Source organism: Mesorhizobium sp. M1027, from assembly GCF_040318745.1.
GTDB lineage: Bacteria > Pseudomonadota > Alphaproteobacteria > Rhizobiales > Rhizobiaceae > Mesorhizobium.
In genome coordinates this window covers 37638-62522 of sequence record NZ_JAMYMW010000001.1, presented here as the reverse complement: position 1 = coordinate 62522, position 24885 = coordinate 37638, and the positions used below count along the sequence as shown (strand labels likewise).

26 protein-coding genes are annotated in these 24885 nt (G+C 62.8%); 6 read left to right on the top strand and 20 right to left on the bottom strand.

Features of this window, described 5'->3' with window-relative positions; all coding sequences use genetic code 11:
* Positions 1–105: 105 nt before the first annotated feature.
* Genes tam through ettA form a run of 4 tightly spaced genes read right to left on the bottom strand, consistent with a single transcriptional unit; the run spans position 106 to position 3105 of the window.
* A complete protein-coding gene (gene tam, locus NKH50_RS00240; RefSeq protein ID WP_352875878.1) occupies positions 106–897 on the bottom strand; it encodes a trans-aconitate 2-methyltransferase in 792 nt (263 codons plus the stop codon).
* Entirely contained in the window at positions 894–1157 is a 264-nt protein-coding gene (locus NKH50_RS00235) for a type II toxin-antitoxin system RelE family toxin (RefSeq protein WP_352740460.1), read from the bottom strand. The genes tam and NKH50_RS00235 overlap by 4 nt, the downstream gene beginning before the upstream one ends.
* 2 nt (positions 1158–1159) lie before the next feature.
* Positions 1160–1396 (bottom strand): type II toxin-antitoxin system RelB family antitoxin, encoded by a 237-nt coding sequence (relB, locus tag NKH50_RS00230; protein ID WP_352740459.1) that lies wholly within the window; start codon positions 1394–1396, stop codon positions 1160–1162.
* A 59-nt stretch (positions 1397–1455) separates the two neighbouring features.
* Positions 1456–3105 (bottom strand): energy-dependent translational throttle protein EttA, encoded by a 1650-nt coding sequence (gene ettA / locus NKH50_RS00225; RefSeq protein ID WP_352740457.1) that lies wholly within the window; start codon positions 3103–3105, stop codon positions 1456–1458.
* A gap of 242 nt (positions 3106–3347) precedes the next feature.
* On the opposite strand from ettA, the gene NKH50_RS00220 reads away from it, so the two are divergent.
* On the top strand, positions 3348–4643 hold the full coding sequence (locus tag NKH50_RS00220) for a GGDEF domain-containing protein (RefSeq protein WP_352875874.1): 1296 nt from the start codon (positions 3348–3350) through the stop codon (positions 4641–4643).
* 48 nt (positions 4644–4691) lie between these two features.
* On the opposite strand, the gene NKH50_RS00215 is transcribed toward NKH50_RS00220, so the two are convergent.
* The 4 genes from NKH50_RS00215 to NKH50_RS00200 form a co-directional block, all read right to left on the bottom strand.
* Positions 4692–5285, bottom strand: coding sequence for a hypothetical protein (locus tag NKH50_RS00215; protein ID WP_352740453.1), 594 nt, complete (start codon positions 5283–5285; stop codon positions 4692–4694).
* A 73-nt stretch (positions 5286–5358) separates the two neighbouring features.
* Positions 5359–6372 carry a ribonuclease T2 family protein gene (locus NKH50_RS00210; protein WP_352875872.1) on the bottom strand — a complete coding sequence of 338 codons (1014 nt, stop codon included), beginning with the start codon at positions 6370–6372 and terminating at the stop codon, positions 5359–5361.
* Positions 6373–6491: 119 nt separating this feature from the next.
* Positions 6492–6941: a MarR family winged helix-turn-helix transcriptional regulator gene (locus NKH50_RS00205; protein ID WP_352875870.1), complete on the bottom strand. Its 450-nt coding sequence runs from the start codon at positions 6939–6941 to the stop codon at positions 6492–6494.
* Positions 6938–7723 carry an alpha/beta fold hydrolase gene (locus NKH50_RS00200; protein ID WP_352875867.1) on the bottom strand — a complete coding sequence of 262 codons (786 nt, stop codon included), beginning with the start codon at positions 7721–7723 and terminating at the stop codon, positions 6938–6940. The genes NKH50_RS00205 and NKH50_RS00200 overlap by 4 nt, the downstream gene beginning before the upstream one ends.
* A 265-nt stretch (positions 7724–7988) precedes the next feature.
* Here NKH50_RS00200 and NKH50_RS00195 point away from each other — a divergent pair, with 265 nt between their 5' ends.
* From NKH50_RS00195 to NKH50_RS00185, 3 genes are all read left to right on the top strand, one after another.
* The gene (locus NKH50_RS00195) at positions 7989–8924 is read left to right on the top strand and encodes an alpha/beta fold hydrolase (RefSeq protein WP_352740446.1); all 936 of its coding nucleotides are present in this window, start codon (positions 7989–7991) and stop codon (positions 8922–8924) included.
* A gap of 78 nt (positions 8925–9002) precedes the next feature.
* Positions 9003–10178 carry a CaiB/BaiF CoA transferase family protein gene (locus tag NKH50_RS00190; protein WP_352740444.1) on the top strand — a complete coding sequence of 392 codons (1176 nt, stop codon included), beginning with the start codon at positions 9003–9005 and terminating at the stop codon, positions 10176–10178.
* Positions 10175–11824: a thiamine pyrophosphate-binding protein gene (locus tag NKH50_RS00185; protein ID WP_352740442.1), complete on the top strand. Its 1650-nt coding sequence runs from the start codon at positions 10175–10177 to the stop codon at positions 11822–11824. Before NKH50_RS00190 ends, NKH50_RS00185 begins: the two co-directional genes overlap by 4 nt.
* 69 nt (positions 11825–11893) lie before the next feature.
* Here NKH50_RS00185 and NKH50_RS00180 read toward each other — a convergent pair whose 3' ends face one another.
* The 5 genes from NKH50_RS00180 to NKH50_RS00160 form a co-directional block, all read right to left on the bottom strand.
* Complete coding sequence (locus NKH50_RS00180) at positions 11894–12346, bottom strand: CHRD domain-containing protein (protein ID WP_254819028.1); 453 nt, start codon at positions 12344–12346, stop codon at positions 11894–11896.
* A gap of 147 nt (positions 12347–12493) precedes the next feature.
* Positions 12494–13465, bottom strand: a complete 972-nt coding sequence (locus NKH50_RS00175) for an ABC transporter substrate-binding protein (protein ID WP_254819029.1) — start codon at positions 13463–13465, stop codon at positions 12494–12496.
* Positions 13466–13505: 40 nt separating this feature from the next.
* A complete protein-coding gene (locus NKH50_RS00170) occupies positions 13506–14642 on the bottom strand; it encodes an ABC transporter permease (RefSeq protein WP_352740440.1) in 1137 nt (378 codons plus the stop codon).
* On the bottom strand, positions 14639–15517 hold the full coding sequence (locus NKH50_RS00165) for an ABC transporter permease (RefSeq protein WP_254819031.1): 879 nt from the start codon (positions 15515–15517) through the stop codon (positions 14639–14641). The genes NKH50_RS00170 and NKH50_RS00165 overlap by 4 nt, the downstream gene beginning before the upstream one ends.
* Positions 15518–15981: 464 nt before the next feature.
* Entirely contained in the window at positions 15982–16773 is a 792-nt protein-coding gene (locus NKH50_RS00160; protein ID WP_352453396.1) for an ABC transporter ATP-binding protein, read from the bottom strand.
* A gap of 161 nt (positions 16774–16934) precedes the next feature.
* On the opposite strand from NKH50_RS00160, the gene NKH50_RS00155 reads away from it, so the two are divergent.
* Positions 16935–17339 carry a cupin domain-containing protein gene (locus NKH50_RS00155; protein ID WP_254819033.1) on the top strand — a complete coding sequence of 135 codons (405 nt, stop codon included), beginning with the start codon at positions 16935–16937 and terminating at the stop codon, positions 17337–17339.
* Between the two features lie 35 nt (positions 17340–17374).
* On the opposite strand, the gene NKH50_RS00150 is transcribed toward NKH50_RS00155, so the two are convergent.
* From NKH50_RS00150 to aptA, 6 genes are all read right to left on the bottom strand, one after another.
* Positions 17375–17707 (bottom strand): hypothetical protein, encoded by a 333-nt coding sequence (locus tag NKH50_RS00150; protein ID WP_352875862.1) that lies wholly within the window; start codon positions 17705–17707, stop codon positions 17375–17377.
* A gap of 38 nt (positions 17708–17745) precedes the next feature.
* Positions 17746–19197: a dihydropyrimidinase gene (gene hydA / locus NKH50_RS00145; protein WP_352875860.1), complete on the bottom strand. Its 1452-nt coding sequence runs from the start codon at positions 19195–19197 to the stop codon at positions 17746–17748.
* An 87-nt stretch (positions 19198–19284) separates the two neighbouring features.
* Positions 19285–19665: an endonuclease domain-containing protein gene (locus tag NKH50_RS00140; RefSeq protein ID WP_352875858.1), complete on the bottom strand. Its 381-nt coding sequence runs from the start codon at positions 19663–19665 to the stop codon at positions 19285–19287.
* Between the two features lie 246 nt (positions 19666–19911).
* On the bottom strand, positions 19912–21162 hold the full coding sequence (locus tag NKH50_RS00135; protein WP_352875856.1) for a Zn-dependent hydrolase: 1251 nt from the start codon (positions 21160–21162) through the stop codon (positions 19912–19914).
* Positions 21163–21165: 3 nt separating this feature from the next.
* Entirely contained in the window at positions 21166–21612 is a 447-nt protein-coding gene (locus NKH50_RS00130) for an endonuclease domain-containing protein (RefSeq protein ID WP_352875854.1), read from the bottom strand.
* 112 nt (positions 21613–21724) lie between these two features.
* Positions 21725–23053, bottom strand: coding sequence for an omega-aminotransferase AptA (gene aptA / locus NKH50_RS00125; protein ID WP_352703430.1), 1329 nt, complete (start codon positions 23051–23053; stop codon positions 21725–21727).
* Between the two features lie 243 nt (positions 23054–23296).
* Here aptA and NKH50_RS00120 point away from each other — a divergent pair, with 243 nt between their 5' ends.
* Positions 23297–23938, top strand: a complete 642-nt coding sequence (locus NKH50_RS00120) for a TetR family transcriptional regulator C-terminal domain-containing protein (RefSeq protein ID WP_254819042.1) — start codon at positions 23297–23299, stop codon at positions 23936–23938.
* Positions 23939–23960: 22 nt separating this feature from the next.
* Here NKH50_RS00120 and NKH50_RS00115 read toward each other — a convergent pair whose 3' ends face one another.
* Positions 23961–24833 carry a helix-turn-helix transcriptional regulator gene (locus tag NKH50_RS00115; RefSeq protein WP_352703428.1) on the bottom strand — a complete coding sequence of 291 codons (873 nt, stop codon included), beginning with the start codon at positions 24831–24833 and terminating at the stop codon, positions 23961–23963.
* Positions 24834–24885 lie beyond the last annotated feature (52 nt).

Genomic DNA, 24885 nt, shown 5'->3' with positions numbered 1-24885 from the left:
CCGTGGGCCATGAAGGGACGTTATCCCTGCCCCAGCGAGATGCGCACGACGGCGAAAGCCGGTCAAGCATCCGCCATGCACTGTTTTTGGGTGTAGCTAGAGTTTCTAAGCGGAACGCCGCGCCACGATGAAGAGACGGGGAAAGCGCAGCAACACCTTGCTGCTTGCCGTTTTCGGATAGGCTTCGCTGATCCTGGCCGTGTAGCGCTTCAGGAAAAGCTGCCGCTCGTCTTCGTCGAGCGGATCGAGGAACGGCTTCAGCCCCGTCGACTTCACCCATTCGACGATCGCCTCGGCATCGGCCAGCGGATGGTTGTAGATCGTGTGCCAGATATCGAGCCGGTCCGAGAATGGTGACAAAAGGTCGTAATAGAACGCGACCGGCGGCAGCGGCGCGCGGGCAACGTCGCCCAGCTTTTCGGAGAACGGCATCTCGGCCGCCGTCTCGCGCATCAGCCGGTGCGAGGGCTCAGCCATGTTGTCCGGCATCTGCACGGCAAGCGCGCCGCCGGGAGCCAAGAATCCCATCAGCCGCTGGAAGACTGCCGGATGCTCCGGCAGCCACTGGAACACCGCGTTAGCGAAGATCACGTCGACGGGTTCGGTCGGCTGCCACGCCGCCGCATCCGCCAGCGCAAAGCTGACGCCGGGCAGGCGCGCCTTGGCCTTCTCGATCATGTCGGGCGAGGTATCGAAGCCGCTGATTTGCGCCTGCGGCCAGCGCCCGACCAGCAATTCGGTCGAATTGCCCGGTCCGCAGCCAATATCGACCACCCGGCGCGGTTCTGGCACCGGCACCTGCGCAACGAGATCGCGCGCCGGCCGCGTGCGCTCATCCTCGAATTTCAGGTAGAGGGCGGCGGACCAGTCGGGTCTCACCTTCGCGACTGGAGTCATCGATAGACCTCGCGACGGTCGCCGATTTGAACCACCCAAATTGCGACGGCGCTATCGTCGATCCTTGTCAGAATTCGGAATGAGCCCACACGATATTTCCAGAGACCTGCCAGCGGTCCTGTTAGCGCTTCGCCAAGTTCGCGTGGATTATCGCGCGGGGCGAGCCTGTTTTCCAGGAAGTCCACAATCCGACGCTGATCGGACCTTTGCAATCTGGAGATCTCCTTCAGTGCACGCTTCTCGACACGAATTGTCCACACGATCAGCCGTCACTGCGGTCGCTTGCATCGTCCAATCCCAGTCGTTCCTTAACTTCGGCCAGAGAAAGCCATTCACCTTTACCATCGTTAAGGCGCTCAAGGGCGATTAGTCCGTCCTCCAAATCCTGAATTTGCTCGGCAATGGCCTCAACGACTACGTCGTGTTTTGTCCGGCCAGTTTTCCTTGCGACGATCTCGAGGCGTTTTTCCAGCGCGGTAGGAAGCTCCACACTAAGCATGTCTGTCTCCTTCCTGTAATTCTACGAGCAGCCTGGGACGCTTGCAACCAATCCGTTCCCTACCGCGTCAGCCGCTTATACGTCATGCGGTGCGGGTTGACGGCGTCCGGGCCGAGGCGGCGGATCTTGTCCTGCTCGTAATCCTCGAAATTGCCTTCGAACCATTCGACATGGCTGTCGCCCTCGAAGGCGAGGATGTGCGTCGCCAGACGATCGAGGAACATGCGATCGTGCGAGATGATGACGGCGCAGCCGGCGAAGTTTTCTAGCGCGTCTTCGAGTGCGGCAAGCGTTTCGGTATCGAGATCGTTGGTCGGTTCGTCGAGCAGCAGCACATTGCCGCCGGTCTTCAGCATCTTGGCCAGATGCACACGGTTGCGCTGGCCGCCGGACAGGTTGCCGACCTTCTGCTGCTGATCGCCGCCGCGAAAGTTGAACGACGCGCAATAGGCGCGCGTGTTGGCCTCGAACTTGCCGAGCTTGACCACTTCGGCGCCGCCCGAGATTTCTTCCCAGACGGTCTTGGTCGGGTCGAGCGCGTCGCGGCTCTGGTCGACATAACCGAGCTTGACCGTCTCGCCGACGCGAACGGTGCCGGCGTCCGGCTTTTCCTGGCCGGTGATCATGCGGAACAGCGTCGTCTTGCCGGCGCCGTTCGGGCCGATGACGCCGACGATGCCGCCCGGCGGCAGCTTGAATTCGAGGTCGTCGATCAAAAGCGTGTCGCCAAAGCCCTTCGACAGGCCCTCGACCTCGATCACCACATTGCCGAGCCGCTCGCCATGCGGAATGACGATCTGCGTGTCGCTCGGACGCCGCTTGTCGGCTGCATCCAGCAGATCCTGGAAGGCCTGGATACGGGCCTTCGACTTGGTCTGCCGGGCTTTCGGGCTGGACTGGATCCACTCGCGCTCGCGGCCGATCGCCCGCTGGCGCGCATCGTCCTCGCGGCCTTCCTGCTTGAGCCGCTTGGCCTTGGCTTCGAGGTATTTGGTGTAGTTGCCTTCGTACGGGATACCGCGGCCGCGATCGAGCTCGAGGATCCAGCCGGTGACATTGTCGAGGAAGTAGCGGTCGTGGGTGATGATCATCACCGCGCCCGGATAGGCACGCAGATGCTTTTCCAGCCACGCCGTCGTCTCGGCGTCGAGATGGTTGGTCGGCTCGTCGAGCAGCAGCAAATCGGGCTGGCGCAGCAAGAGCTGGCAGAGCGCGACACGGCGGCGCTCGCCGCCCGACAGCTTGGTGACATCGGCCTCCTTGGGCGGACAGCCGAGCGCTTCCATCGCCATCTCGACCTGCTGTTCGAGATCCCAGAGGTTGAGCCGGTCCATCTCGTCCTGCAGCTTGGCCGACTCGTCCGCCGTCTCGTCGGAATAGTTCATCATCAATTCGTTGTAGCGCTCGATGATGGCGGTCTTGGCCGCGACGCCTTCCATGACGTTTTCGAACACGTTCTTGTTCGGATCGAGTGCCGGCTCCTGCGCCAGGTAACCGACGGTAGCACCCTCGGCCAGCCAGGCCTCGCCGCTCCACTCCTTGTCGATGCCGGCCATGATCTTGAGGATCGTCGACTTGCCGGCGCCGTTGGGGCCGAGGATGCCGATCTTGGCGTCCGGGTAGAAGGACAGATGGATGTTCTCGAGCACCTTCTTGGTGCCGTAGGCCTTGTTGAGGCCGGCCATGTGATAGATGAACTGGCGTGCCACGCGCGCTTTCCCTGAAAAGTCGACTGATGTCGGATTGAATGGAAGTTGGGGGCTATGTAAGCGATGCGGCCCCGAACGGCAAACAGTTTTGGCCCCAAGCGGATTTGGTCGCACCCACAAACGCTTAGCCGCTTCATTTCGTGACGGCACCCGGGCGAAAGCTCCGGTTAACCATTCGGCGTCAAAACAGTGTTGGATGGGAAATCGCTGGCAGCCGCGATTTCGTGGAGAGAGATCGGGCCGTGCTGAACAGTTTCCTGCTTTTTGCCGAAGCGGTTCTCTATTTCGGCATCATGGTCACGCTTTTCCGGTTCAGAGGCCGCATCGGCCTCGGCGTCTTTGTCTGCGCCCTTGGCGTCATGCATTTCCTGGAAACCTACCTCGCCAGCGTCTTCTACGTCGCGCTGCCGTTCGGCATGGTATCGCCGGGCTCGGCTGTGCTGTTTTCCGGCAAGCTGGTCATGCTTCTGTTGCTCTACATCAAGGAGGACGCGGCAACCGTCCGCCAGCCGATCTACGGCCTGCTGCTCGGCAATGCCCTGATGATCGGGCTCGTGCTGATCCTGCGCCTGCACGACATCGCACCGCTGCCCGGCGGCGGGCTTCCCGACATCGGCTTCATCGACGAGATGGGCTGGCTGATGGTGTGGGGCACGACGCTGCTGTTCGTCGACGCCATCCTGATCATCCTGCTCTATGAAAAGCTCGGCAAATATCTGCGCAAGGCGCTTTTCACCCGCATCCTGGTCTCCGTCGCCTGCGTGCTCACCTTCGACCAGGCAGGCTTTTTCACGGCGCTGCATTTCGTCACCGGTGCGCCGGTCGCCGTGTTTTTCGGCGGCTGGTTCGCCAAGATGGCAGCGGCCTTTGTCTACAGCACCATGCTGGTCGCCTATATCAGGTGGTTCGAGGCGCGGCAGGTGCCGGCGCCGCGCGGGCTTTCCGACATTTTCGACACGCTGACCTATCGCGAGCGCTATGAGGCGCTGGTCGAGCATGTCGGTCGCGACGGCCTCACCGGCCTGCTGCACAGGGGGCGCTTCGACAGCGACGGCGAGGCCGCTGTGGCAACCAGCCTGCGGACCGCCAGGTCGCTCAGCCTGCTGATCATCGATGTCGACCACTTCAAATCGATCAACGACCGCTTCGGCCACGCCGAGGGAGACAGGGTGCTGAAAGCCCTGGCGATTTTGCTTGGCGAACTTGTCGGGACCGACGATCAATTGTTCAGGATCGGCGGTGAGGAATTCGCGATCCTCGGCTGGCGTCCGCAGCCGCTCGCCAGGCTGCTGGGCGAAACCGTCAGGCAAGCGGTCAGGATGTCCGCGAGCACCAGCCGGTTCGACATTACCGTCAGCGCCGGCATCTCGACGGTCAGCGAGACGACCCGTTGCCTTGCCGATCTCTTCGCGCTGGCCGACCAGCGTCTCTACAAGGCCAAATCCACGGGACGCGATCGCGTTGTCGGCGAACCGGGCGGCAACGAAGCAGACGGACGCAACACATGGACCAGGCCGGAGCGCAGCGCCGGCGCGTAACGCTACCCTGGCCTGCGATTGGCTCAATCCGGATTGTTTGCGCCGCCGCTATGCGCCGATCGCAACCGAAACCGCCATCAGCGCGATCGCCAGCCATTTCAACGCGGCAATAATCGGGCCGGCTTCGATGTCGTAGGCAATGAACAGAAGAATGCCCGGTACCAGCAGGCCGCAGAGCACGAGCGTGATCCGGTTGATCTGCCATGACACTTTTGCCGCAAGCGCCTGATCGCCGGGCACGGCGACAAGCGCGGCATGTAGCGACGTCGGCGCCACCAGCGCGGTCGAAAGACGCAGCGAAATCGGCAGGCCGATGCCGATGATCAGGAACGCGCATGCCGCCAGGAGCAGCGAAAACTTGAGCGCACTGGTTTCGGCCGGTAGCGGGAACAGCAGTGCCGCCAGCGGCAGGAAGATACAGAAGATTCCGAGCGCGGCGATGGCGATGAAGATCGCCGCGTTGACCAGCGTGAACAATTGGTACGTGCCGCCGTCGACGGGTTTGGCGAGCGTGGCCATGCGCGCCCACTCCACTTCGGTGTAGGAAAAGCCCGGCCACTCCATATGGCCGTCGCGGATCGCCGTCATGCCCTTGGCCCAGAACGCCAACCGCGCCAGCGCGCCGCTCGTCACGCCACTCATCGCCACCCCCTGCGAATGATACCCCCCGGGATCATACCATCCCCGGTGCAAAGCGACAGTCGCGTACGGCCTGTTACTGGAACCCGACGGCATCGACCGCGCCCTTCGGGCAGCCGGCCTTGGCTGTCGGCGCCGAGGCAAGCAGCAGGGCACCGAGCGAGGCGTTCGACGCAATCGGGCCGGTCAGGCCGAGCGTCAGCTCGCCGATCAGCCGCCTGCCGTTCGAGGGATCGACCACGCAGGAAACGCGGACCCGGTCGCCCGCGCCTTTGCCGAAGGTAACGTCGAAGGTGCTGCGGATCTGATCGGATGTCAGTTGCTTGCCGATGTTCTGCATGAAGAGATCGCGCACCGGCGACGCGTTCACCGCGCGCATCAGGTTCAAGGCGTCGGAGAAATACTCCTGCTGGCTCTTGCCGTAGCAGGTGCCGTGCTTGATCCACTCGTGCCTTTCGAGTGCGGACGCGGTGCCCGGCATCACCTGGTCGAGTTCCGATCGCGTTTTCGGGTCAAGGGTGACCGGCGGCAAATCCCGCCAGTGCGCCGGATCGTCATTCGCCTTGTCGCTTGCCGCGACCTGACAATAGAAATTTCCATTCGGCTGCGGCCACAATCCATGCAATGTGAAGTGGGTCGCATCGAAACCGGCGGCGGTCTGCGCCCGGCATTCGGTCTTGCTGGATTTGGTCTCGCAGAAAGCGGGCTGCCAGCTCAGCGCGAAGACATATTCCGGCTTTCCGGACGCCGATGGCTTGTTCGGCTCGGCAGGCGCCGGTGCAGCCGGCATCGTCGACGCGCTGCCGCCCGAAACGTGACCGCAGCTGATCTTGACCCAGCGGCGCTCCGGATCGGCGCCCGGCACGCGAATGAGATAGTGAGTAGGCGCGTCCTTGTTGCCGGCCAGCAGATCATAACTCTGACCAGCCGCGGTCGAGACATTGCCGGGATTCTTGGCGCTCTTGATCGCCTGCGTTGCCGGACAGGCGGCATCGGCGACGAAAGAGCCGGTCATCTTCACATCGGCCCGCGCCGCGCTTGCGCCAGCAAACGCAAGAAACACCGCCCCCCATATCGCCCAAATCCGCATTCCGGCACTCCTCGTGATTCACGCCGCAAGCTAGAAACTTGCGACATGTCAGAATTACGATTTCTTTCGCCGGCCGTAAAAACAATCGCCAGCGCATTGAGAGGCTCCCGCGTGGTCGATCAGGATCCGCCCGCCTCCACCCGTTCCGTCAGGGTGCGCAGCAGATCAAGCGAGGCTTTCAGCGCGTCGGCGTCCATACCCTCCGAAACGCGGTTCGCCCATACATGCTGGCGTGTACCGATATTCTTGACCGCTGCCCGGCCGGCATCGGTTATCGACAACAGCTTGGCGCGGCGATGCGCCGGGTTGTCGGCGTAGGCGGCAAGCCCCTCCGCAGCCAGTATGTCGGCCAGCCGCTGTACACTCTGACGGGCGAGACCCATGTCGCGGGCGATGTCGGCCACAGATTTCGGCTCCTTCAAAACTGCACCCAAAACCTGCCAGCGCGCTGCCGTCAGCCCGGTTGGAGCGGCCAGCCGGTCGGCCGCATCCAGAAAACGGCCGTTCATCCTGAACACGGCAAGCACCAGTTCGGTGAGCACATTTGCCGCTTCGGTCCTGGTCGTCATTTCTGGCCGGCCTCGATGGTCGCGACGAAATTATTAACGGCTTCGGCTACGACCTCGGGCTTGTCAAGCATCACCCAATGGCCGCTGCCCGCCACGATCTGGCGCGGAATGTCCGTGCGCAGCCGGTAGAGCGCGGCTGGAGTGTCACTGGCTTCGGTAGCCAATACCAATATAGGCCCGCGATACGCATCGAGTGCCGGCTCCGGGTTCCATTCGGCGAGTGCCTTGCCGACACCTGCCCTCGCCGCCGGATCGACCATTGCCGCATCGGCCAGAACACGCTGGCGAACAGCCTGGTTAGGGCCGGCAATCGACGTGTAATAGGCGTTCAGGACATCACCGCCTTGCGGACCGGCCAGATCGCGGACAAAGCCGTCACGAATCGCCTGCGGCAGCGCACGAGGATCGGTCGCCGGGTCGACGAGCAAGACACCGGCGACCCGGTCGGCATGCCTGGCGGCATAAGCGAGCGCCACGCCACCGCCGCCGCTGTGCGCGACAATGAGAAACCGCTTCAGGCCAAACGCGTCGGCCACGGCACCGACATCCATTACACGACCGTCATAACCGTAGTCACCGTCCTGCGCCGGCGCGGAGGCGCCATGACCGCGAAAATCGAAGGCTACCGCCTCGCGGCCTTCGACGGAGAGCTGCATCACGCGGTCCCAGTGGGAAGCGCGGCTGCAATCTCCATGCAGGAACATGATCGGCAGGCCATTGCCGGCGTTGATCCTATAAGTGGCAAGCTGGCCTTGCGGGCCTGGAATAGTGGACGTCATCATGGTCATCTCCCTGGTTTCCTGACTGAACGCAGCAATCCCTGACAACAGGGTGGCCGTCGTGAAGGCGAAGCCCGCCAGCAAGATTGCACACCGCGAAATGGCCCCGGTGGTTTTCACAGTCATACCCCCAATCTGCCGCTGACCATTTGACAGTATGCTGTCATGCAATCACATTGACAGCATGCTGTCAATTACGTCGAATGGGCACCTACGTCCCTTGACGTCGATCGCTGCGTCGCCCAACAGTCGCCGACGGGAGCGAGACATGCCATTTGACAAGCAGAGGATGCTGGCATCGCCGACCGGCGCCGAGCTCAACCTTTATGTGAAACACGCCACTGGCCTACCGCACGCCATTGTCCAGATCAATCACGGGCTGGCCGAGCACGCGGCGCGCTATGCCCGCTTCGCCGCTTTCCTCGGCGAGCGCGGCTACCAGGTCTACGCGCACGACCACCGTGGCCACGGCGCCACCAAGGCGCCCGATGCGCCACCGGGCAGGTTCGCCGATGCGGATGGCGGTGCCAAGGTCATCGCCGATGTCGCCGCCGTCCATGATCTCATCGCCAGGGAACAACCTGGCCTGCCGGTCATCGTCTTCGGCCACTCCTTGGGCGCGTCGGTCGCGCTGAACTATGTCCTCCGCCACTCGCCACGCATCCATGCCGCCGCGATCTGGAACGGCAATTTCTCGGCCGGACTGCTCGGCCAAATCGCGCTGGGCATGCTTGCCTGGGAAAGGTTCCGGCTTGGCTCAGACGTGCCGTCGCGCATGCTGCCCCGGCTGACGTTCCGGGCCTGGGGCAAGGCAGTGCCCGATCGCCGGACGCCATTCGACTGGCTGTCGCGCGATGCCGCCGAAGTCGAGAAATACATCGCCGACCCGCTCTGCGGCTGGGACGCATCGGTGTCGATGTGGCAGGACATCGTCAAGATGACGCTGCATTGCGGCAGCGACCGCAATTTTTCCGGCGTGCGGCGCGACCTGTTCGTCAATCTGGTCGGAGGCGAGGAGGATCCGGCCTCGGACGGCGGCAAGGCGGTCAGCCATCTGGCCGGCCGGATGCACATGATGGGTTTTTCGAATCTCGTTTCAAAGGTTTACGCCAAAACCCGCCATGAAAGCCTGAACGAGATCAACCGAGACATCATCATGGAGGATTTTGCCGCCTGGGCCGACCGCGTGCTGAGGCCACAGTGATACTGGCCCATTGCAAGGGCCGTGACAGCGGCGCGCGGGATTGATAGAGGCTGCGCTTTCGACCAACCATGGTGATCCATGACTGAGCCGCCGCTCAAAGGCATCCGCGTCATCGAACTCGCACGCATCCTCGCCGGGCCATGGGCCGGACAGCTGCTTGCCGACCTCGGCGCCGACGTGATCAAGGTCGAGAGCCCGGACGGCGGCGACGACACCCGCAAATGGGGACCGCCCTTCGTCATCGGCCATGACGGCGAGAACCTTTCAGCCGCTTATTACCATTCCTGCAACCGCGGCAAGCGCTCCATCGCTATTGACTTCTCGACGCCCGAGGGTGCCGAGACGGTGCGCCGGCTGGTCGCGACATCGGATGTGCTGATCGAAAACTTCAAGGTCGGCGGACTGAAGAAATACGGCCTCGATTATGACAGCCTGAGGAAAATCAACCCACGGCTGATCTATTGCTCGATCACCGGTTTTGGCCAGTCGGGGCCGTACGCGCCGCGCGCCGGCTATGATTTCATCATCCAGGGCATGGCCGGCATGATGTCGATCACCGGCGAAGCCGGGCGCGAACCGCAAAAGGCGGGCGTCGCTATATCGGATGTTTTCACCGGGCTTTATTCGGTCATCGCCATCCAGGCGGCGCTTCGCCATGCCGAGAAGACCGGCGAAGGCCAGCATATCGACATGGCGCTCTACGACACCCAGATCTCGACGCTCGGCAACCAGAACCTCAACTATCTCGTCTCCGGACAATCGCCGGTGCAGATGGGCAATGCGCATATGAACATCGCGCCCTACGAAGTGGTGCCGGTGAAAAATGGCCACATCATCCTGGCGGTCGGCAATGACGGCCAGTTCGCAAAGTTCTGCGCTGCCGTCGGCCTCGACGAGCTGGCGTCGAACCCTGACTTCGCCACCAATCCCGCCCGCGTCGCCAACCGGGCAAAGCTGCGCGAGCACATGATAGAGGCGCTGAAGGCCTTCGATCGCGATCCGCTGCTGGCCAGGCTCGAAGCCGCCGGGGTGCCGGCCAGCCCGATCAACAACATAGGCCAGATGTTTGCCGACCCGCAGACTATCGCGCGCGGCATGCGGCTCGACCTCGATGACGGCCATGGCAATGTCTTGCCCTCGGTGCGGGCGCCGATGGTCATGTCCGGCACGCCGCTGGTCTATGAACGTCCGTCACCGCGTCTCGGCGAACACACCGAAGAAATCCTTGCCGAACTGGAGAGGTCAGGAAAATGAAGACCGGCGGACAACTCATCGTCGATGCGCTCGAAGCCAACGGAACGGACCGTATCTATTGCGTGCCCGGCGAATCCTATCTGGCGGTGCTCGACGCGCTGCACGACTCGCCGATCCGCACCATCGTCTGCCGCCAGGAGGGCGGTGCCGCGATGATGGCCGACTGCCACGGCCGCCTGACCGGCAAGCCCGGCATCTGCTTCGTCACCCGCGGCCCAGGCGCCACCAATGCCTCGGCCGGCATCCACATCGCAATGCAGGATTCAGTCCCCCTCATCCTGTTCATCGGCCAGGTCGCCAGCCACGCCAAGGGGCGCGAGGCCTTCCAGGAAGTCGACTACGTCAGGTTCTTCGGCGATATCGCCAAATGGGTGGTCGAGATCGACGACGCCGCACGCATCCCTGAATTCGTCACGCGGGCCTTTTCGGTGGCGACCTCCGGCCGGCCCGGCCCGGTCGTCATCTCGCTGCCCGAGGACATGCTGACCAGCCTCGCCGAGGCACCGCAAGCCCGGCATTACACCCCTGTCGAGACGCGGCCCGGCGAAGTCGAGCTCGACGCGCTGGAAGTGTTGCTCAACAAGGCAAAGCGGCCCTTCGTCATCCTTGGCGGCACGCGCTGGGATGCGCAGGCTGTTGCCCAGATGCGGACGATAGCCGAAGCCTGGTCGCTGCCGGTCGGCTGCTCCTTCCGCCGCCAGATGCTGTTCGACCATCTCCACCCGAACTATGCCGGCGATGTCGGCATCGGCATCAACCCCAAGGTAGCAACCGCCATCAAGCAGGCCGACCTTGTGCTGCTCATCGGCGGCCGTATGGGCGAGATGCCGTCATCCGACTACACGCTGCTGAAGAGCCCCTACCCCGACCAGACGCTGGTCCATGTCCATGCCGACGCCGGCGAGCTTGGTCGCGTCTACCGGCCGGCGCTGGCGATCAATGCCTCGCCTGCCGCTTTCGTCGAAGCCTTTGCCCGGAGCAAGCCGGCTGCAACGCCGGTGTGGGCGGCTGAGGCAGCGAAGCTGCATTCCGCCTATCTCGACTGGTCAACGCCTCCGGAGAGCGGCCCCGGCGCCGTCCAGATGGGGCCGATCATGAATTATCTCGAAACGATACTGCCGGACGACGCCATCCTCACCAACGGTGCCGGCAACTACGCCACCTGGGTGCATCGTTACCATCGCTTCCGGCGTTTCGGCACGCAGGCAGCACCCACATCCGGCTCGATGGGCTACGGCACGCCGGCGGCGGTCGCCGCCAAGCAGCTCTATCCGGATCGCGACGTGATCGCCTTTGCCGGTGACGGTTGTTTCCTGATGAACGGCCAGGAATTCGCCACCGCCGTGCAATACGCACTGCCGATCATCGTCATCGTCGTCAACAACGGCATCTACGGCACGATCCGGATGCACCAGGAGCGCGAATATCCCGGCCGTGTCGTCGCCACGGATCTGAAGAATCCCGACTTCGCGGCGCTCGCGCGTGCCTATGGCGGTCATGGCGAAACAGTCGAGAAGACCGCCGACTTCGCGCCGGCCTTCGAACGCGCCCGCGCGAGCGGCAAACCGTCGATCGTCGAGATCAGGCTCGATCCCGAGGCAATCACGCCGACGCGGACCATGACCCAGATACGGGACAGGGCCTAAGCGCCAAAGGGATAGGTCGAATTCCCTTCCCAAACTTCAACAGGTTGATACAGCGCTATGATCGCTGCGCTACATCGTCGATGGCGCCTTTTCGATCTGCCCGCGGATCTCGCCATCCGCGTGGGCCGCGGTGTGGATGTTGACGTAGTACTTGCCCGCCTCCAAATCGGTCGCCTGGGCATCGGTCAACGTCGCCGAGCCCTTGATCGGGCTCCTCAGCTTGCCTTCGAACGGTATCACCGGGTCGGCGTTTTCGCCCTTTGCCGCCGGGCCGTGAATGTGTGCGGCCTTCGCCGGCCCGCTGAGGCCGGAATATCTCACTGTCCAGCTGAGTTTCTTGGTTGTGGTGTTGAACCTGAGCGTGGCGGTGCCCTTGCCCTTCGTTGTGACGGGCGGGCTCTGCTGAGCACCATCGAGCGTCGCAGTCATCTTTATGGTTTCGGCCAGGGCCGGTGAAGCAGAGAAGATGGCTGCAGAAATGGCCAGCGCCGAAAGCATCGGCGTGAAGGACTGGATGCGCATGGAAACCTCCGTTGTGACACCCTTGAGGCGGATGCACCGGCACAACGATTTTGCGAGCGGATGTTTCCGCCGGTAACGTTCATTTTACATCCCACTAAAAAGGGGCGGTCGCCCGCCCCTTTTCCGCTACAAGCCAGTTTGACAGCCCTATTTGATGGCCTTGTCGGTGATCGCCGTCGTGTAGGCGCCGGTAGGCTCCTTGCTGATGATCTTCTGGTCGAGCAGCGCCTTGGCGGTGCGCTCGTAGGTCGCCGGATCGAGCTTGCCATCGGCATTGTCGATCAGCTTGGCGACTTCGCCCATCATGCGTTTCTGGTGATTCTCGTCCTGGCCGCCATTGTCCATGACGATGCCGGCCGCTTCGTCGGAATTGTCGACGGCGTATTTCCAACCCTTCATCGAAGCGCGCACGAAACGCACCATCTTGTCCTCGAAGGCCGGATCCTTGAGCTTGTCCTCCAGGGCATAGAGCCCGTCTTCGAGCAGATCGTTGCCCATGGCGGAATAGTTGAAGACGGTCAGCTCTTCCGGCTTGTAGCCGGCGTCGATGAGCTGCCAGTACTCGTTATAGGTCATCACCGAAATGCAATCCGCCTGCTTCTGGATCAGCGGCTGCACGTCAAAGCTCTGCTTGAGCACGGTGACGCCGTCCGGCCCGCCATCGGTCTTGAGGCCAAGCTTGTTCATCCAGGCATAGAACGGATACTCGTTGCCGAAGAACCAGACGCCGAGCGTGTGGCCCTTGAAGTCGGCTTCTGTCTTGACCGGCCCGTCCTTCGGGCAGACCAGCTCCATACCGGCTTTCTTGAACGGCTGGGCGATGTTGACCAGCGGCACGCCCTTTTCGCGGGCAGCCAGCGCGCCGCCCATCCAGTCGACGATAACGTCGGCACCGCCGCCGGCGATGACCTGCTCCGGCGCAATATCAGGACCGCCGGGCTTGATCTCGACGTCGAGGCCTTCGGCCTCATAGAAGCCCTTGTCCTTGGCGACATAATAGCCGGCAAACTGGGCCTGCGTGACCCATTTCAGCTGCAGCGTCACCTTGTCCGCGGCCATCGCCTGGAACGCGGCAAGCGACATCGCGCCGGCCAGCATCGAAACAACTAGTCTTTTCATGTTTTTACCCTCTGAAGTTAGCGCCCTAAACCCACCGCCCCTATCCACCACGGACAGAGGGATGCCAAAACGTGATTGCTCTCTCGAAAAAAGCGACCACGCCATAAAAGACCGAACCCGCAAGTGCTGCAACTGCGATTTCGGCCCACACCATGTCGATGTTCATCCGGCCGACTTCCGTCGAAATGCGGAACCCCATGCCGACCACCGGGGTGCCGAAGAACTCGGCGACGATGGCGCCGATCAGCGCCAGCGTCGAATTGATCTTCAACGCATTGAAGATGAAGGGCGCGGCCGCCGGCAGCCGCAGCTTGAACAGCGTCTGCCAATAGCTCGAGGCATAGGTGCGCATCAGGTCGCGCTCCATATGGCCGGAGGCGGCAAGCCCGGCGACGGTGTTCACCAGCATCGGGAAGAAGGTCATGATGATGACCACCGCTGCCTTCGACTGCCAGTCGAAGCCGAACCACATGACCATGATCGGCGCGACGCCGATGATCGGCAGCGCCGATACCATATTGCCGATCGGCAAAAGCCCGCGCCGCAGGAACGGCACGCGGTCGGCGGCGATGGCAACGAGGAAGCCGGCGCTGCTCCCCACCACATAGCCGAAGATGACCGCCTTGAAGATGGTCTGCCTGACATCGGCCCCCAGCACCGGCAGCGAGCCGACGATGCGGGCACCGATGGCGCTTGGCGGCGGCAGCAGGATGAAGGGAATGCCGGCACCACGCGTCACCGCTTCCCAGATGATCAGGATCCAGGCGCCGAAGATGGCCGGAATGATCAGGCGCAGGGCGGTTGACGCCCAGCGCGATATCGGGCGAAACGACGACAAGACCGTGACGCAGCGCCAGGCCAAAAACCACGCGGCGGCGAGCAGCAGATAGAAGGATGCGCGAGCGCTGCCCTCATTGCCGGTTATGCCGGCGAGCAGCATCCACGCCGCGCCATGCGCGCCAAGGAACAGCAACATCACCCCGATCATCGGTGGAAAGTTGTCGGCCTCGATTGCCACGAGCAGCAGAATGAAAATCGAAAGCGTAGTCGCCATGCCGTAACCGGGCGTAGCACTGACGAGCGGCAAAACAAGCAGCGCGCCGACAAACAGGACAAGCGCGGCATACCCCTGCCAGGATCGAGGCGTGATTGAGGAAAGGCTCAGGAGCGAGCTCATGCCGGCCTCCCGCCCATGGCGCGGTCGACAAGGCGCCCGGCAATGCCGACCAGCATAACCAGCAGCGCCGCGACCACCGACCCGGCAACCAGCGCCGACCAGATGTCGATGGTCTGGCTGTAATAGGCACCGGCGAGCAGTTTGGCGCCGATGCCGGCGACGGCGCCGGTCGGCAGCTCGCCGACGATGGCGCCGACCAGGCTGGCGGCCACCGCCACCTTCATCGAGGTGAACAGGAACGGCACCGAGGCCGGCACCCGCAATTTCCAGAAGGTCTGCGAAGGACTGGCATTATAGGTGTGCATCAGGTCGAGATGGGTAAGCTCGGGCGAGCGAAGCCCCTTCACCATGCCGACCGCCACCGGGAAGAAGGACAGATAGGTCGAGATCAGTGCCTTCGGGATCAGCCCGGTGATGCCGACAGCCGCCAGCACAACGATGATCATCGGTGCCACCGCCAGGATCGGAATGGTCTGCGACGCGATGATCCACGGCATCAGGCTGCGGTCGAGCGTCGCCACATGCACGATGCCGACGGCGATGACGATGCCGAGCGCCGTGCCGAAGGCAAAGCCGAGCAGCGTCGACGACAGCGTCACCCAGGCATTGTAGACAAGGCTGCGGTTCGAGGTGATGCTGCGCAGAAAGGTGTTTTCGAAAAAATTCACTGCCACCTGATGCGGCGCCGGCAGCGTCGGCTTCGGCTGCGCCAGCGTCTTGCCGATGAATTCCACAATACCCGGTGTCTGATTGGCGCGGCGGTCGAGATCGCGCTGGAACGGCGTGTTGAGGATGACAGCCATAACGTACCAGACGACGACGACGCCCAGGAGGATCGAGGTCACCGGAACGATCTTGTCGCGAAACGAGTCCATTCTAGCAGGCCTCGCCGGGTAAGCGCCCTCCTCTCCCCAACGGGGAGAGGGTGGCTGGAGCGAAGCGGAGGCCGGGCACTTTCGCCCCGGCATTCGTTTCTTTCGAAGGGCGGAGCAGCCGCGAAGCGGCGTGCGTAAAGGGCGCCCCCAACCACCCCTTCGTCATCCTAGGGCGCAGCGAGGAGCGAAGCGACGCGGCGCAGACCCTAGGATCCATTCCGTTACCTTCCCGTTCCGAAGCGGTGCTGAAAATAGCTCCCTCTCTGGAAGGAACGGCGCTTGCAGTGGCTTGCCCGGCGCTTATTCTCGACCGCTTGCGCGTTTCGGCCGACCTCACGGCATGGATCCTAGGGTCTGCGCACGCCGCTTCGCGGCGGCTCCGCCCTAGGATGACGAATGCACGGTTAGCGCCTCCCTCGCGAGGGCGATGCACCTCCGAACGCGCAAGCCCGTTCCGCGCCGCCTCAATCATCATAGCTGTGCCCCGCCCTCAGCCCGTCCCGCACCCGCGCGGCGATGGCCAGGAACTCCGGCGTCTCGCGGATATCGAGCGGCCGCTTTTTCGGCAGCGTCGATTCTATGACGTCGCTGACACGCCCCGGGCGCGGCGACATGACAACGATGCGCGTTGACAGATACACCGCCTCGGGGATCGAATGCGTGACGAAGCAGATGGTCTTGTTGGTTCGTTCCCAAAGCTCCAGCAACTGTTCGTTGAGGTGATCGCGCACGATCTCGTCGAGCGCGCCGAACGGCTCGTCCATCAACAAAAGGTCAGCGTCGAAGGCGAGCGCCCGCGCGATCGAGGCGCGCTGCTGCATGCCGCCCGAGAGCTGCCAGGGGTATTTCTTCTCGAAGCCGCTGAGGTTGACGAGGTCGAGGGTTCGCTTGATACGCGCCGCCTGCTCCGCCCTGGACAGGCCCATGATCTCCAGCGGCAGCGCCACATTGCGCTCGATCGTGCGCCACGGATAAAGTGCGGCCGCCTGAAAGACATAGCCATAGGCGCGGCTCTGGCGCGCTTGCTCGGGCGTCATGCCGTTGACGGAGATGGCTCCCGATGTCGGCTTCTCCAGATCGGCGATCACGCGCAGCAAGGTTGTCTTGCCGCAGCCGGAGGGCCCGATGAAGGACACGAATTCGCCCTTGCCGATGGTCAGGTCGACATTGGACAGCGCCTGCACCGGACCATCGTTGGTCTGGAAGGTCAGGCCAAGCTTGCTTGCCGAAACAACGGCTGGCGATACTCCCGTCATCGGCCGTAGCCTGTCGCTTCCGGCCACTGCGGCGCCGGCCGGAATCCCATTGATTTTACCCCGATGTTGCTTTCCACTCGCCCAGTCCTACTCGCCCCAGTTTTACTCGCCCCAGATCGACGCGCCCTTGTCCCATCAGATAGACGCCCGGAGTTGCCCCGATGTCGCCCAAACCGACGTGCCATCTTATCCGCCCTGAAAGCTCTTATGAAGGCAAACAGGGCCTGAGTTATTTCGCCGGCATCGCCGCCGAAACAGTCGGCTCGTCCGGCATCTGCATGCATCTGCTGACCATGCCGCCGGGTGCCCGCGCCAAAGCGCATTTGCACGAAAACCATGAAACCGCGATCTATGTGCTCTCCGGCGAAGTCCATACCTGGTATGGCGACCGGCTTGAACAGCATATCGTGGTCAAGGCCGGCGATCTTTTCTACATTCCGGCCGGCGTGCCGCATCTGCCGGCCAATCTGAGCGACAGCCCCGCCTCGGCGGTCATTGCCCGCACCGATCCCAACGAACAGGAAAGCGTCGTCCTGCTGCCGGCACTGGACGGGTTGGTCGCCTGAAGCCGGCATCGAGGCGGCGGCCGTCATCGGCACCGTCACGAACATGATTTCAGCGGCCCTATCTCATCAAGGCCGGGGATGGTCACGAAGAAACCGTCCTCTCGTTTGTTGACGACCTTGACGACATCCGTGGTCGTCCCCTCCTCGCCCTCGGCGAAACAGGTGGAGTTCAACAACCGGGTGCCAGGCATCGTCGTCAATCGCTGTGCGAACTCGCAGCCGCTGCCATAGGTTTCGACGCCGTCGGCGGTCAGCACGACATAATCGTCGCTGTCCTGATAACCGAGCCGTACGCCGGCGCAACCGACCTCATTGCCATAGGAACCGGCAAGGACGTCAGCCGCCGCCGGCCCGGCGGCAAGGATCACCGCGGCCAGTGAGATAATCGCACCGTGGCTCGCCAAGCTCAAACGCCCGTCGCCGGGATGCCTGTACGTTCCACCTTGCGCGGCGCGGAAATCTCCTTCCAGGTCGACAGTGCCCGGTTGACCGCCGCGTTGGGCTCGCGAGCGACGAACTCGCCATGGCCGGGCTTTGCCTTGACTTCGTTTTCCTCGATCGACAGTTCGCCGCGCGAGAAGACGAAGCGCGGCAGGCCGGTCACCTCGAAACCTTCGAAGACGTTGTAGTCGATCACCGACTGCTGCTTCTTGGCCGTGATCTTCTTCTTGCGCTTCGGGTCCCAGACGAGGATGTCGGCGTCCGCGCCTTCGACGATGGCGCCCTTCTTCGGGTACATGTTGAGTATCTTGGCGATGTTGGTCGAGGTCACCGCGACGAACTCGTTCATCGTCAGCCGGCCGGTGTTGACGCCGGTCGTCCACAGCACCGGCAAACGATCCTCGAGCCCGCCGGTGCCATTCGGAATCTTGGTGAAGTCGCCGACGCCGTTGCGCTTCTGTTTGGTGGTGAAGGCACAATGGTCGGTCGCCACCACTTGCAGCGACCCGGCCTGCAGGCCGGCCCACAGCGAATCCTGGTGCCATTTGTTGCGGAAGGGCGGGCTCATGACACGGCGCGCCGCATGGTCCCAGTCCTTGTTGAAATACTCGCTCTCGTCCAGCGTAAGATGCTGGATCAGCGGCTCGCCGAACACCCGCATGCCTTTCTGCCGCGCACGGCGGATGGCCTCGTGCGCCTGCTCGCAGGAGACATGCACGACATACAGCGGTACGCCAGCCATATCGGCGATCATGATGGCGCGGTTGGTCGCCTCGCCTTCCACTTCCGGCGGGCGCGAATAGGCGTGCCCCTCCGGGCCATTGTTGCCCGCCGCCAGCAGCTTCTGCGACAGGGCGGCCACCACGTCGCCATTCTCGGCATGGACCAGCGGCAGCGCGCCAAGATCGGCGCAGCGCTGGAACGACGAATAGAGCTCGTCGTCGTCGACCATCAGCGCGCCCTTGTAGGCCATGAAATGCTTGAACGAGGTAATGCCCCTGTCGACGACGGTGGCCATTTCATCGAACACCTGCTTGCCCCACCAGGTGATCGCCATGTGGAAGGAATAATCGCAGGACGCCTTCGAGGTCTTGTTGTCCCACATCTGCAGGGCCTCGAGCAGCGATTGCTGCGGCGCCGGCAGGCAGAAATCGACGACCATCGTCGTGCCGCCGGCAAGGGCCGCGCGGGTGCCGGATTCGAAGTCATCGGCCGAATAGGTGCCCATGAACGGCATTTCGAGATGGGTATGCGGGTCGATGCCGCCCGGCATCACATAGCAGCCGCTGGCGTCGAACTCATGGTCGCCGTGAAGATTGGAACCGATGGCGACGATCTTGCCGTGGCTGAACAGCACATCGGCCTTCCACGTCCGGTCGGCGGTGACGATGGTGCCATTCTTGATGACTTTGGTCATTTTCGTTCCCTTGTTCTCTCGCGCTTCTTGTGAGCGTCTTCTCGGTGTTACAGGTGGGGTCAGGACCAACGGGGCTGTAAATGGCCTCTACATGACTCCAACTTCCCGCAGTATCTCTTCGATACACCTGTCGAAAGATTCCGCCAGATCTCCGGTCGAAAACCGCAGCACACGATAGCCCTGCCGGCCAAACCATGCATCGCGTATCCGATCCTTGTCCATTTGCTCCGGCGTGAAGTGATGCTCTCCGTCTACTTCGATGACGAGGTTCTTCTCATGCAGAACGAAGTCCGCAATGTAAGGCCCGATCGGCGCCTGCTTCCTGGCATGCAGGCCGTAGAGACGACGGAACTCTTTCAATTCCGACCAGAGCTTGCGTTCGCCATCCGTCATGTTTCGGCGTAATGCCCTTGCACGTTTGATCGCGGCGGGGTCGATACCGGTCGGTGCCAAAACGAGTACCCCCACCCTCAATCTCTTCCCGCAAAGGCAGAGAAAAATCGCGTATGAATTTTTTGCGAAGAGGGACCCCCACCCTAACCCTCCCCACAAGGGGGAGGGAATGCTGCCGCGCAATCCGACTTACGACCTTGGCGTTGGAAACGTTGGTAATTTGCCGCAAATCGGCGCTGACAGGAGTTCCCTCCCCTTTGTGGGGAGGGTTAGGGTGGGGGTCCCTCTTCGCAAGAATCCGTCTGCTCCAGCCCAAACCTCTCACCCTACGATCTCCGCCGTGTCGACCACCGCATGGAACAGCACATCGGCGCCGGCCGCTGCCCATTCCTTGGTGATTTCCTCGGCCTCGTTGTGGCTGAGACCGTCGACGCAAGGGCACATCACCATTGCGGTGGGCGCAACGCGGTTGATCCAGCAAGCGTCATGGCCGGCGCCCGAGACGATATTGCGATGCGTATATCCCAAGCGCTCCGCCGCATCCCGCACAGCCTTGACGCAGCCCGCGTCGAAGGTGACCGGGTCGAAATGGCCGACCTGCTCGATTTGATATTTGATATCGAGCGCGTCGCAGATCGTGTCGATGCCTTCGCGGATGCGCCCGTCCATGACGTCCAGCACCTCCTTTTCCGGCGAGCGGATGTCGATGGTGAAGACGGTGCGCCCGGCGATGATGTTGCGCGAGTTCGGATAGACCTCCATATGGCCGACCGCGCCGACGGCGTCGGGTTGGTAGTCCATGGCGATCTCGTGCACCAATTCGATCACCCGCGCCATGCCGAGCCCGGCATTGCGCCGCTTCGGCATCGGCGTCGAGCCGGTGTGCGCCTCCTTGCCGGTCAGCGTCACCTGCAGCCATTTCAACCCTTGCCCATGGGTGACGACACCGATGTCGATGCCCTCGTCCTCGAGGATCGGGCCCTGCTCGATATGCAATTCGAAGAAGGCGTGGATCTTTCGGTCACCGACTTTCTCGGTGCCCTTCCAGCCGATCCGTTCGAGTTCCTCGCCGAATTTCTTGCCGTCCTTGTCGACATGTGAATAGACGTCGGCCTGGTCGAGCACGCCGGCGAATACCCCGGACGCCATCATTGCCGGCGCAAAGCGGGCGCCTTCCTCGTTGGTCCAGTTGGTGACGACGATCGGGTGCTTGGTCTTGATGCCGAGATCGTTGAGCGAGCGCACGACCTCCAGGCCGCCGAGCACGCCGAGCACGCCGTCATACTTGCCGCCGGTCGGCTGGGTGTCGAGATGGCTGCCGACATAGACCGGCGGCAGGCTGGGGTCGGTGCCTTCGCGGCGGGCAAACATCGTGCCCATCTCGTCGACGCCCATGTCGAGCCCCGCCTCATCGCACCAGCGCTTGAACAGGTGCCGCCCTTCGCCGTCCTCGTCGGTAACGGTCTGGCGATTATTGCCGCCGGCAATGCCGGGGCCGATCTTCGCCATCTCCATTATCGAATCCCACAAACGGTCTGAATTGATTCGCAGATTCTCGCCGGGGGCGGCCATATTCTAAAACCTCATCGGTTGCGGCACGCCAGCCTCCCCCTCCCCCTCGAGGGGAGGGTGGCCGCGAAGCGGTCGGGTGGGGTCGGCTGACATGCGCGCGACCTTCTCCTTGACCACCTGTGCGACATGCCAAGCGCTGTTTATGACATCGGGCTCATCGACGCGAAAGATATTGAACCCAAGCGATCGCAGATAGGCATCACGGACGGCGTCGTGCCGTTTGCCCTTCTCCTGTTCGTGCAAGTCGCCATCCACTTCCACCACCAGCTTTACAGCGAGGCAAGCGAAGTCGACGATATACGGTCCGATGGGGCACTGGCGCCGGAACTTGATGCCGGCCGATTTCAGCTCGCGCAGTTCATACCAAAGCAGGGATTCGCCCTTGGTCGCGTGAACTCGCAGCGCCCGTGCCTTTTGGCGCATTTCGAAGCTCACACGGGTACGGGGCATCAAAAACGACCTCGCAGCAAAAGATCAGGTCGGCGCACTGCCGCACCGACCCCACCCGGCCGCTTCGCGGCCACCCTCCCCTCAAGGGGGAGGGATATCCGCGCCCGGTTCTTCAATCCACCGCCCTCAGCACTTCGCGCACATGGTCGATCAATTCGTTGATCTGGCCTTTGGTGATGATCAGCGGCGGTGACAGCGCGATGATGTCGCCGGTGGTTCGGATCAATGCACCGCGCTCGAACGCCTTCACAAAAGCCGAGAAGGCGCGTTTCGTCGGCTGGCCGGCGATCGGCGCCAGTTCGACCGCACCGATCAGGCCGATATTGCGGATGTCGATGACGTTCGGCTCGCCCTTCAGCGAATGCAGCGCGTCCTCCCAGTACGACGCCAGTTCCTCGCCGCGCGTCAGCAGCCCCTCTTCCTTGTAGGTGTCGAGCGTGCCCAGCGCCGCGGCGCAGGCGATCGGATTGCCCGAATAGGTGTAGCCGTGGAAGAACTCGATCATGTGCTCGGGCCCGGTCATGAAGGCGTCGTGGATTTCCTTCTTCACGAACACCGCGCCCATCGGGATGACGCCGTTGGAGACGCCTTTGGCGGTGGTCATGATATCGGGCGTGACGCCGAAATAGTCGGCGGCAAACGGCGTGCCGAGACGGCCGAAACCGGTGATGACCTCATCGAAAATCAGCAAGATGCCGTGCTTGGTGCAGATCTCGCGAAGCTTCTGCAAATAGCCCTTCGGCGGCAGGATGACGCCGGTGGAACCGGCAACCGGCTCAACGATGACGGCGGCGATTGTCGAGGCGTCGTGCAGGGCAACGATACGCTCTAATTCGTTCGCCAGTTCGGCGCCATGCTCGGGCACGCCCTTGGTGAAGGAGTTCTTTTCCGGCAGATGGGTATGTGGCATGTGATCGACGCCGCCGAGCAGCGTGCCGAACATCTTGCGGTTTGTAACGATGCCGCCAACCGAAATGCCGCCGAAATTGACGCCGTGATAGCCGCGTTCGCGGCCGATCAGGCGGGTGCGCGAGCCCTCGCCTTTTGCGCGGTGATAGGCGATGGCCATCTTCAGCGCGGTCTCGACCGATTCCGATCCAGAATTGGTGAAGAACACATGGTCCATGCCCTTCGGCGCGATATCGACCAGCCGATTTGCAAGCTCGAACACGATCGGGTGACCCATCTGGAACGCCGGCGCATAATCGAGCTCTGCCGCCTGGCTCTGGATCGCCTCGGTGATTTTCGGACGGCAGTGGCCGGCATTGACGCACCACAGACCGGCGGTGCCGTCGAGAACCTTGCGCCCGTCGCTGGTCGTGTAATGCATGTCCTTGGCGGACACGAACATGCGCGGCGCCTGCTTGAACTGCCGGTTTGCCGTGAACGGCATCCAGAATGCGCTGAGATCGTTCGGCGTGACTTTCAGCCGGTTGGACATGACCAAGACTTCCCCTTGTAACCCGTTTCGGTGCGGCTAACGCCTGGTCTTTCCAACACTTGGTCTTTGCTGCGTTTTCGTGCTACGCAAATTTTTGACCGGTTGGACAAACGTTAGCACCGCCTTATCAGCGGTCAAGGGATTACTAGCGGAAATGCGGCTTTCGAAGTGCGCTCCACAGGGCGGAGAAAAACTGGTCCAGAGAATTGGTCCAGACACCCCTCGCGGCGAAGGTTTTTCGAGGTGACGGGGGCGGTCGAAAGCTCCGCTCCTCGCCGCACCCGCATTCAGCTGGAAAAGCGCGAGCTCATCCTAGAGGCGGCGCTCGAAGTCTTCTCCACCAACGGTTTTCGCGGCTCGACCATCGACCAGATAGCCGAAGCCGCCGGCATGTCGAAGCCGAACCTGCTCTATTATTTCCGCCGCAAGGAGGACATCCACGAGACGCTGATGCAGCGGCTTCTCGACACCTGGCTGGCGCCGCTGCGCGAACTCGACGACATTGGCGATCCCTTGACCGAACTGCGCAGCTATATCAGGCGCAAGCTCGAAATGGCGCGCGATTTCCCGCGCGAGAGCCGGCTGTTCGCCAACGAGATCCTGCAGGGCGCGCCGCGCATCATGCCGATGCTGGAGGGCGAATTGAAGACACTGGTCGACGAGAAGGCCAACGTCATCAAGGGCTGGATGCGCGCCGGCAAGATTGCCCGCACCGACCCCTGGCACCTGATCTTCTCGATCTGGGCGACGACGCAGCACTATGCCGATTTCGACGTCCAGGTCCGCGCCGTGCTCGGCCCCGATCGCGGCGGCGACGGCCGCTTCGAGGATGCCGCAAGGTTTCTCGAGCAACTGTTCATTGACGGGCTGAAGCCGAAGGGCTGAGGCTTCAGCGAAGCGATGGGCATCACGCGCTGCGCCGCTCGGCCGGAAGCGTCTCCAGCAGTTGTTCGAGCTTGGCGATCGAGTTTTGCTCGGCGAGCGGCGTGTAGACGATCAGCTTCATGTCCGAGCCGTCGTCGATCGACAGGCTCATATGCTCGAAAGCCATAGCGCCCGCTATCGGGTGCCGGACATGCTTCACACCCGATAGGTTGCGGGCCACGTCGCGTAGCGGCCACCAGGCGCGAAACTCCGGGCTCGAGCGCGTCATCAGCGCGATCAGCCGCTCGAAATCCGGATCGCCGACATATCTGGCGCTTTCTGCCCGGAATGACGCCAGCACGGCACGCGCCAGTTCCTCCCAGTCGACGAGCAGGCGCCGGTGCTGCGGGCTGGTGAACACCATATGGACAATGTTGCGGGCATCGCCCTCCAGCAGACCATAGTCGCCGAACACGGCTGCCGCGGCAGAGTTCCAGGCCAGCACGTCCCAGCGCCGCCCAAGGACATAGGCCGGCTGCAGGATCAGGCTCTGCAGCATGTGCAGTAACGGGCTATCGACTTTTTCCGGCGCGTCGAAGCGACGCTCCGGCTGCGGTCGGCCGGCAAGGATGAACAGATGCCGTTGCTCGGCCGCGTCCAGGCGCAGCGCCCGGCTGAGCGCCGTCAGCACCTCTGCCGACGGCCGAACGTCGCGGCCCTGCTCCAGCCAGGTATACCAGGTTGTGCCGACGCCGGCGATCATCGCCACTTCCTCACGCCGCAGCCCGGGCGTGCGCCGGCGCAATCCCGTCGATATGCCGGTGGCCGAAGGCGTCAGCCTTTCGCGCCGCGAGCGCAGGAAGGCGCCAAGCTCGCGGCGGCGGCTGTCTTCGGCGGAGTGCGTGGTGGAATCCATCGGCGCTATTATAGCAGTACCGATACCAGGATAAAGTTTGAACTGTTTGGCA

Coding starts and splice junctions, on each gene's coding strand:
- NKH50_RS00195 (WP_352740446.1), top strand. CDS start 7,989: ATGCCATTTGACAAGCAGAGGATGCTGGCATCGCCGACCGGCGCCGAG.
- relB (WP_352740459.1), bottom strand. CDS start 1,396: ATGCTTAGTGTGGAGCTTCCTACCGCGCTGGAAAAACGCCTCGAGATC.
- hydA (WP_352875860.1), bottom strand. CDS start 19,197: ATGACCAAAGTCATCAAGAATGGCACCATCGTCACCGCCGACCGGACG.
- NKH50_RS00130 (WP_352875854.1), bottom strand. CDS start 21,612: ATGCCCCGTACCCGTGTGAGCTTCGAAATGCGCCAAAAGGCACGGGCG.
- NKH50_RS00175 (WP_254819029.1), bottom strand. CDS start 13,465: ATGAAAAGACTAGTTGTTTCGATGCTGGCCGGCGCGATGTCGCTTGCC.
- aptA (WP_352703430.1), bottom strand. CDS start 23,053: ATGTCCAACCGGCTGAAAGTCACGCCGAACGATCTCAGCGCATTCTGG.
- NKH50_RS00155 (WP_254819033.1), top strand. CDS start 16,935: ATGTCGCCCAAACCGACGTGCCATCTTATCCGCCCTGAAAGCTCTTAT.
- NKH50_RS00115 (WP_352703428.1), bottom strand. CDS start 24,833: ATGGATTCCACCACGCACTCCGCCGAAGACAGCCGCCGCCGCGAGCTT.
- NKH50_RS00185 (WP_352740442.1), top strand. CDS start 10,175: ATGAAGACCGGCGGACAACTCATCGTCGATGCGCTCGAAGCCAACGGA.
- NKH50_RS00190 (WP_352740444.1), top strand. CDS start 9,003: ATGACTGAGCCGCCGCTCAAAGGCATCCGCGTCATCGAACTCGCACGC.
- NKH50_RS00170 (WP_352740440.1), bottom strand. CDS start 14,642: ATGAGCTCGCTCCTGAGCCTTTCCTCAATCACGCCTCGATCCTGGCAG.
- NKH50_RS00165 (WP_254819031.1), bottom strand. CDS start 15,517: ATGGACTCGTTTCGCGACAAGATCGTTCCGGTGACCTCGATCCTCCTG.
- NKH50_RS00210 (WP_352875872.1), bottom strand. CDS start 6,372: ATGCGGATTTGGGCGATATGGGGGGCGGTGTTTCTTGCGTTTGCTGGC.
- NKH50_RS00205 (WP_352875870.1), bottom strand. CDS start 6,941: ATGACGACCAGGACCGAAGCGGCAAATGTGCTCACCGAACTGGTGCTT.
- NKH50_RS00200 (WP_352875867.1), bottom strand. CDS start 7,723: ATGATGACGTCCACTATTCCAGGCCCGCAAGGCCAGCTTGCCACTTAT.
- NKH50_RS00215 (WP_352740453.1), bottom strand. CDS start 5,285: ATGAGTGGCGTGACGAGCGGCGCGCTGGCGCGGTTGGCGTTCTGGGCC.
- NKH50_RS00135 (WP_352875856.1), bottom strand. CDS start 21,162: ATGGCCGCCCCCGGCGAGAATCTGCGAATCAATTCAGACCGTTTGTGG.
- tam (WP_352875878.1), bottom strand. CDS start 897: ATGACTCCAGTCGCGAAGGTGAGACCCGACTGGTCCGCCGCCCTCTAC.
- NKH50_RS00180 (WP_254819028.1), bottom strand. CDS start 12,346: ATGCGCATCCAGTCCTTCACGCCGATGCTTTCGGCGCTGGCCATTTCT.
- NKH50_RS00160 (WP_352453396.1), bottom strand. CDS start 16,773: ATGACGGGAGTATCGCCAGCCGTTGTTTCGGCAAGCAAGCTTGGCCTG.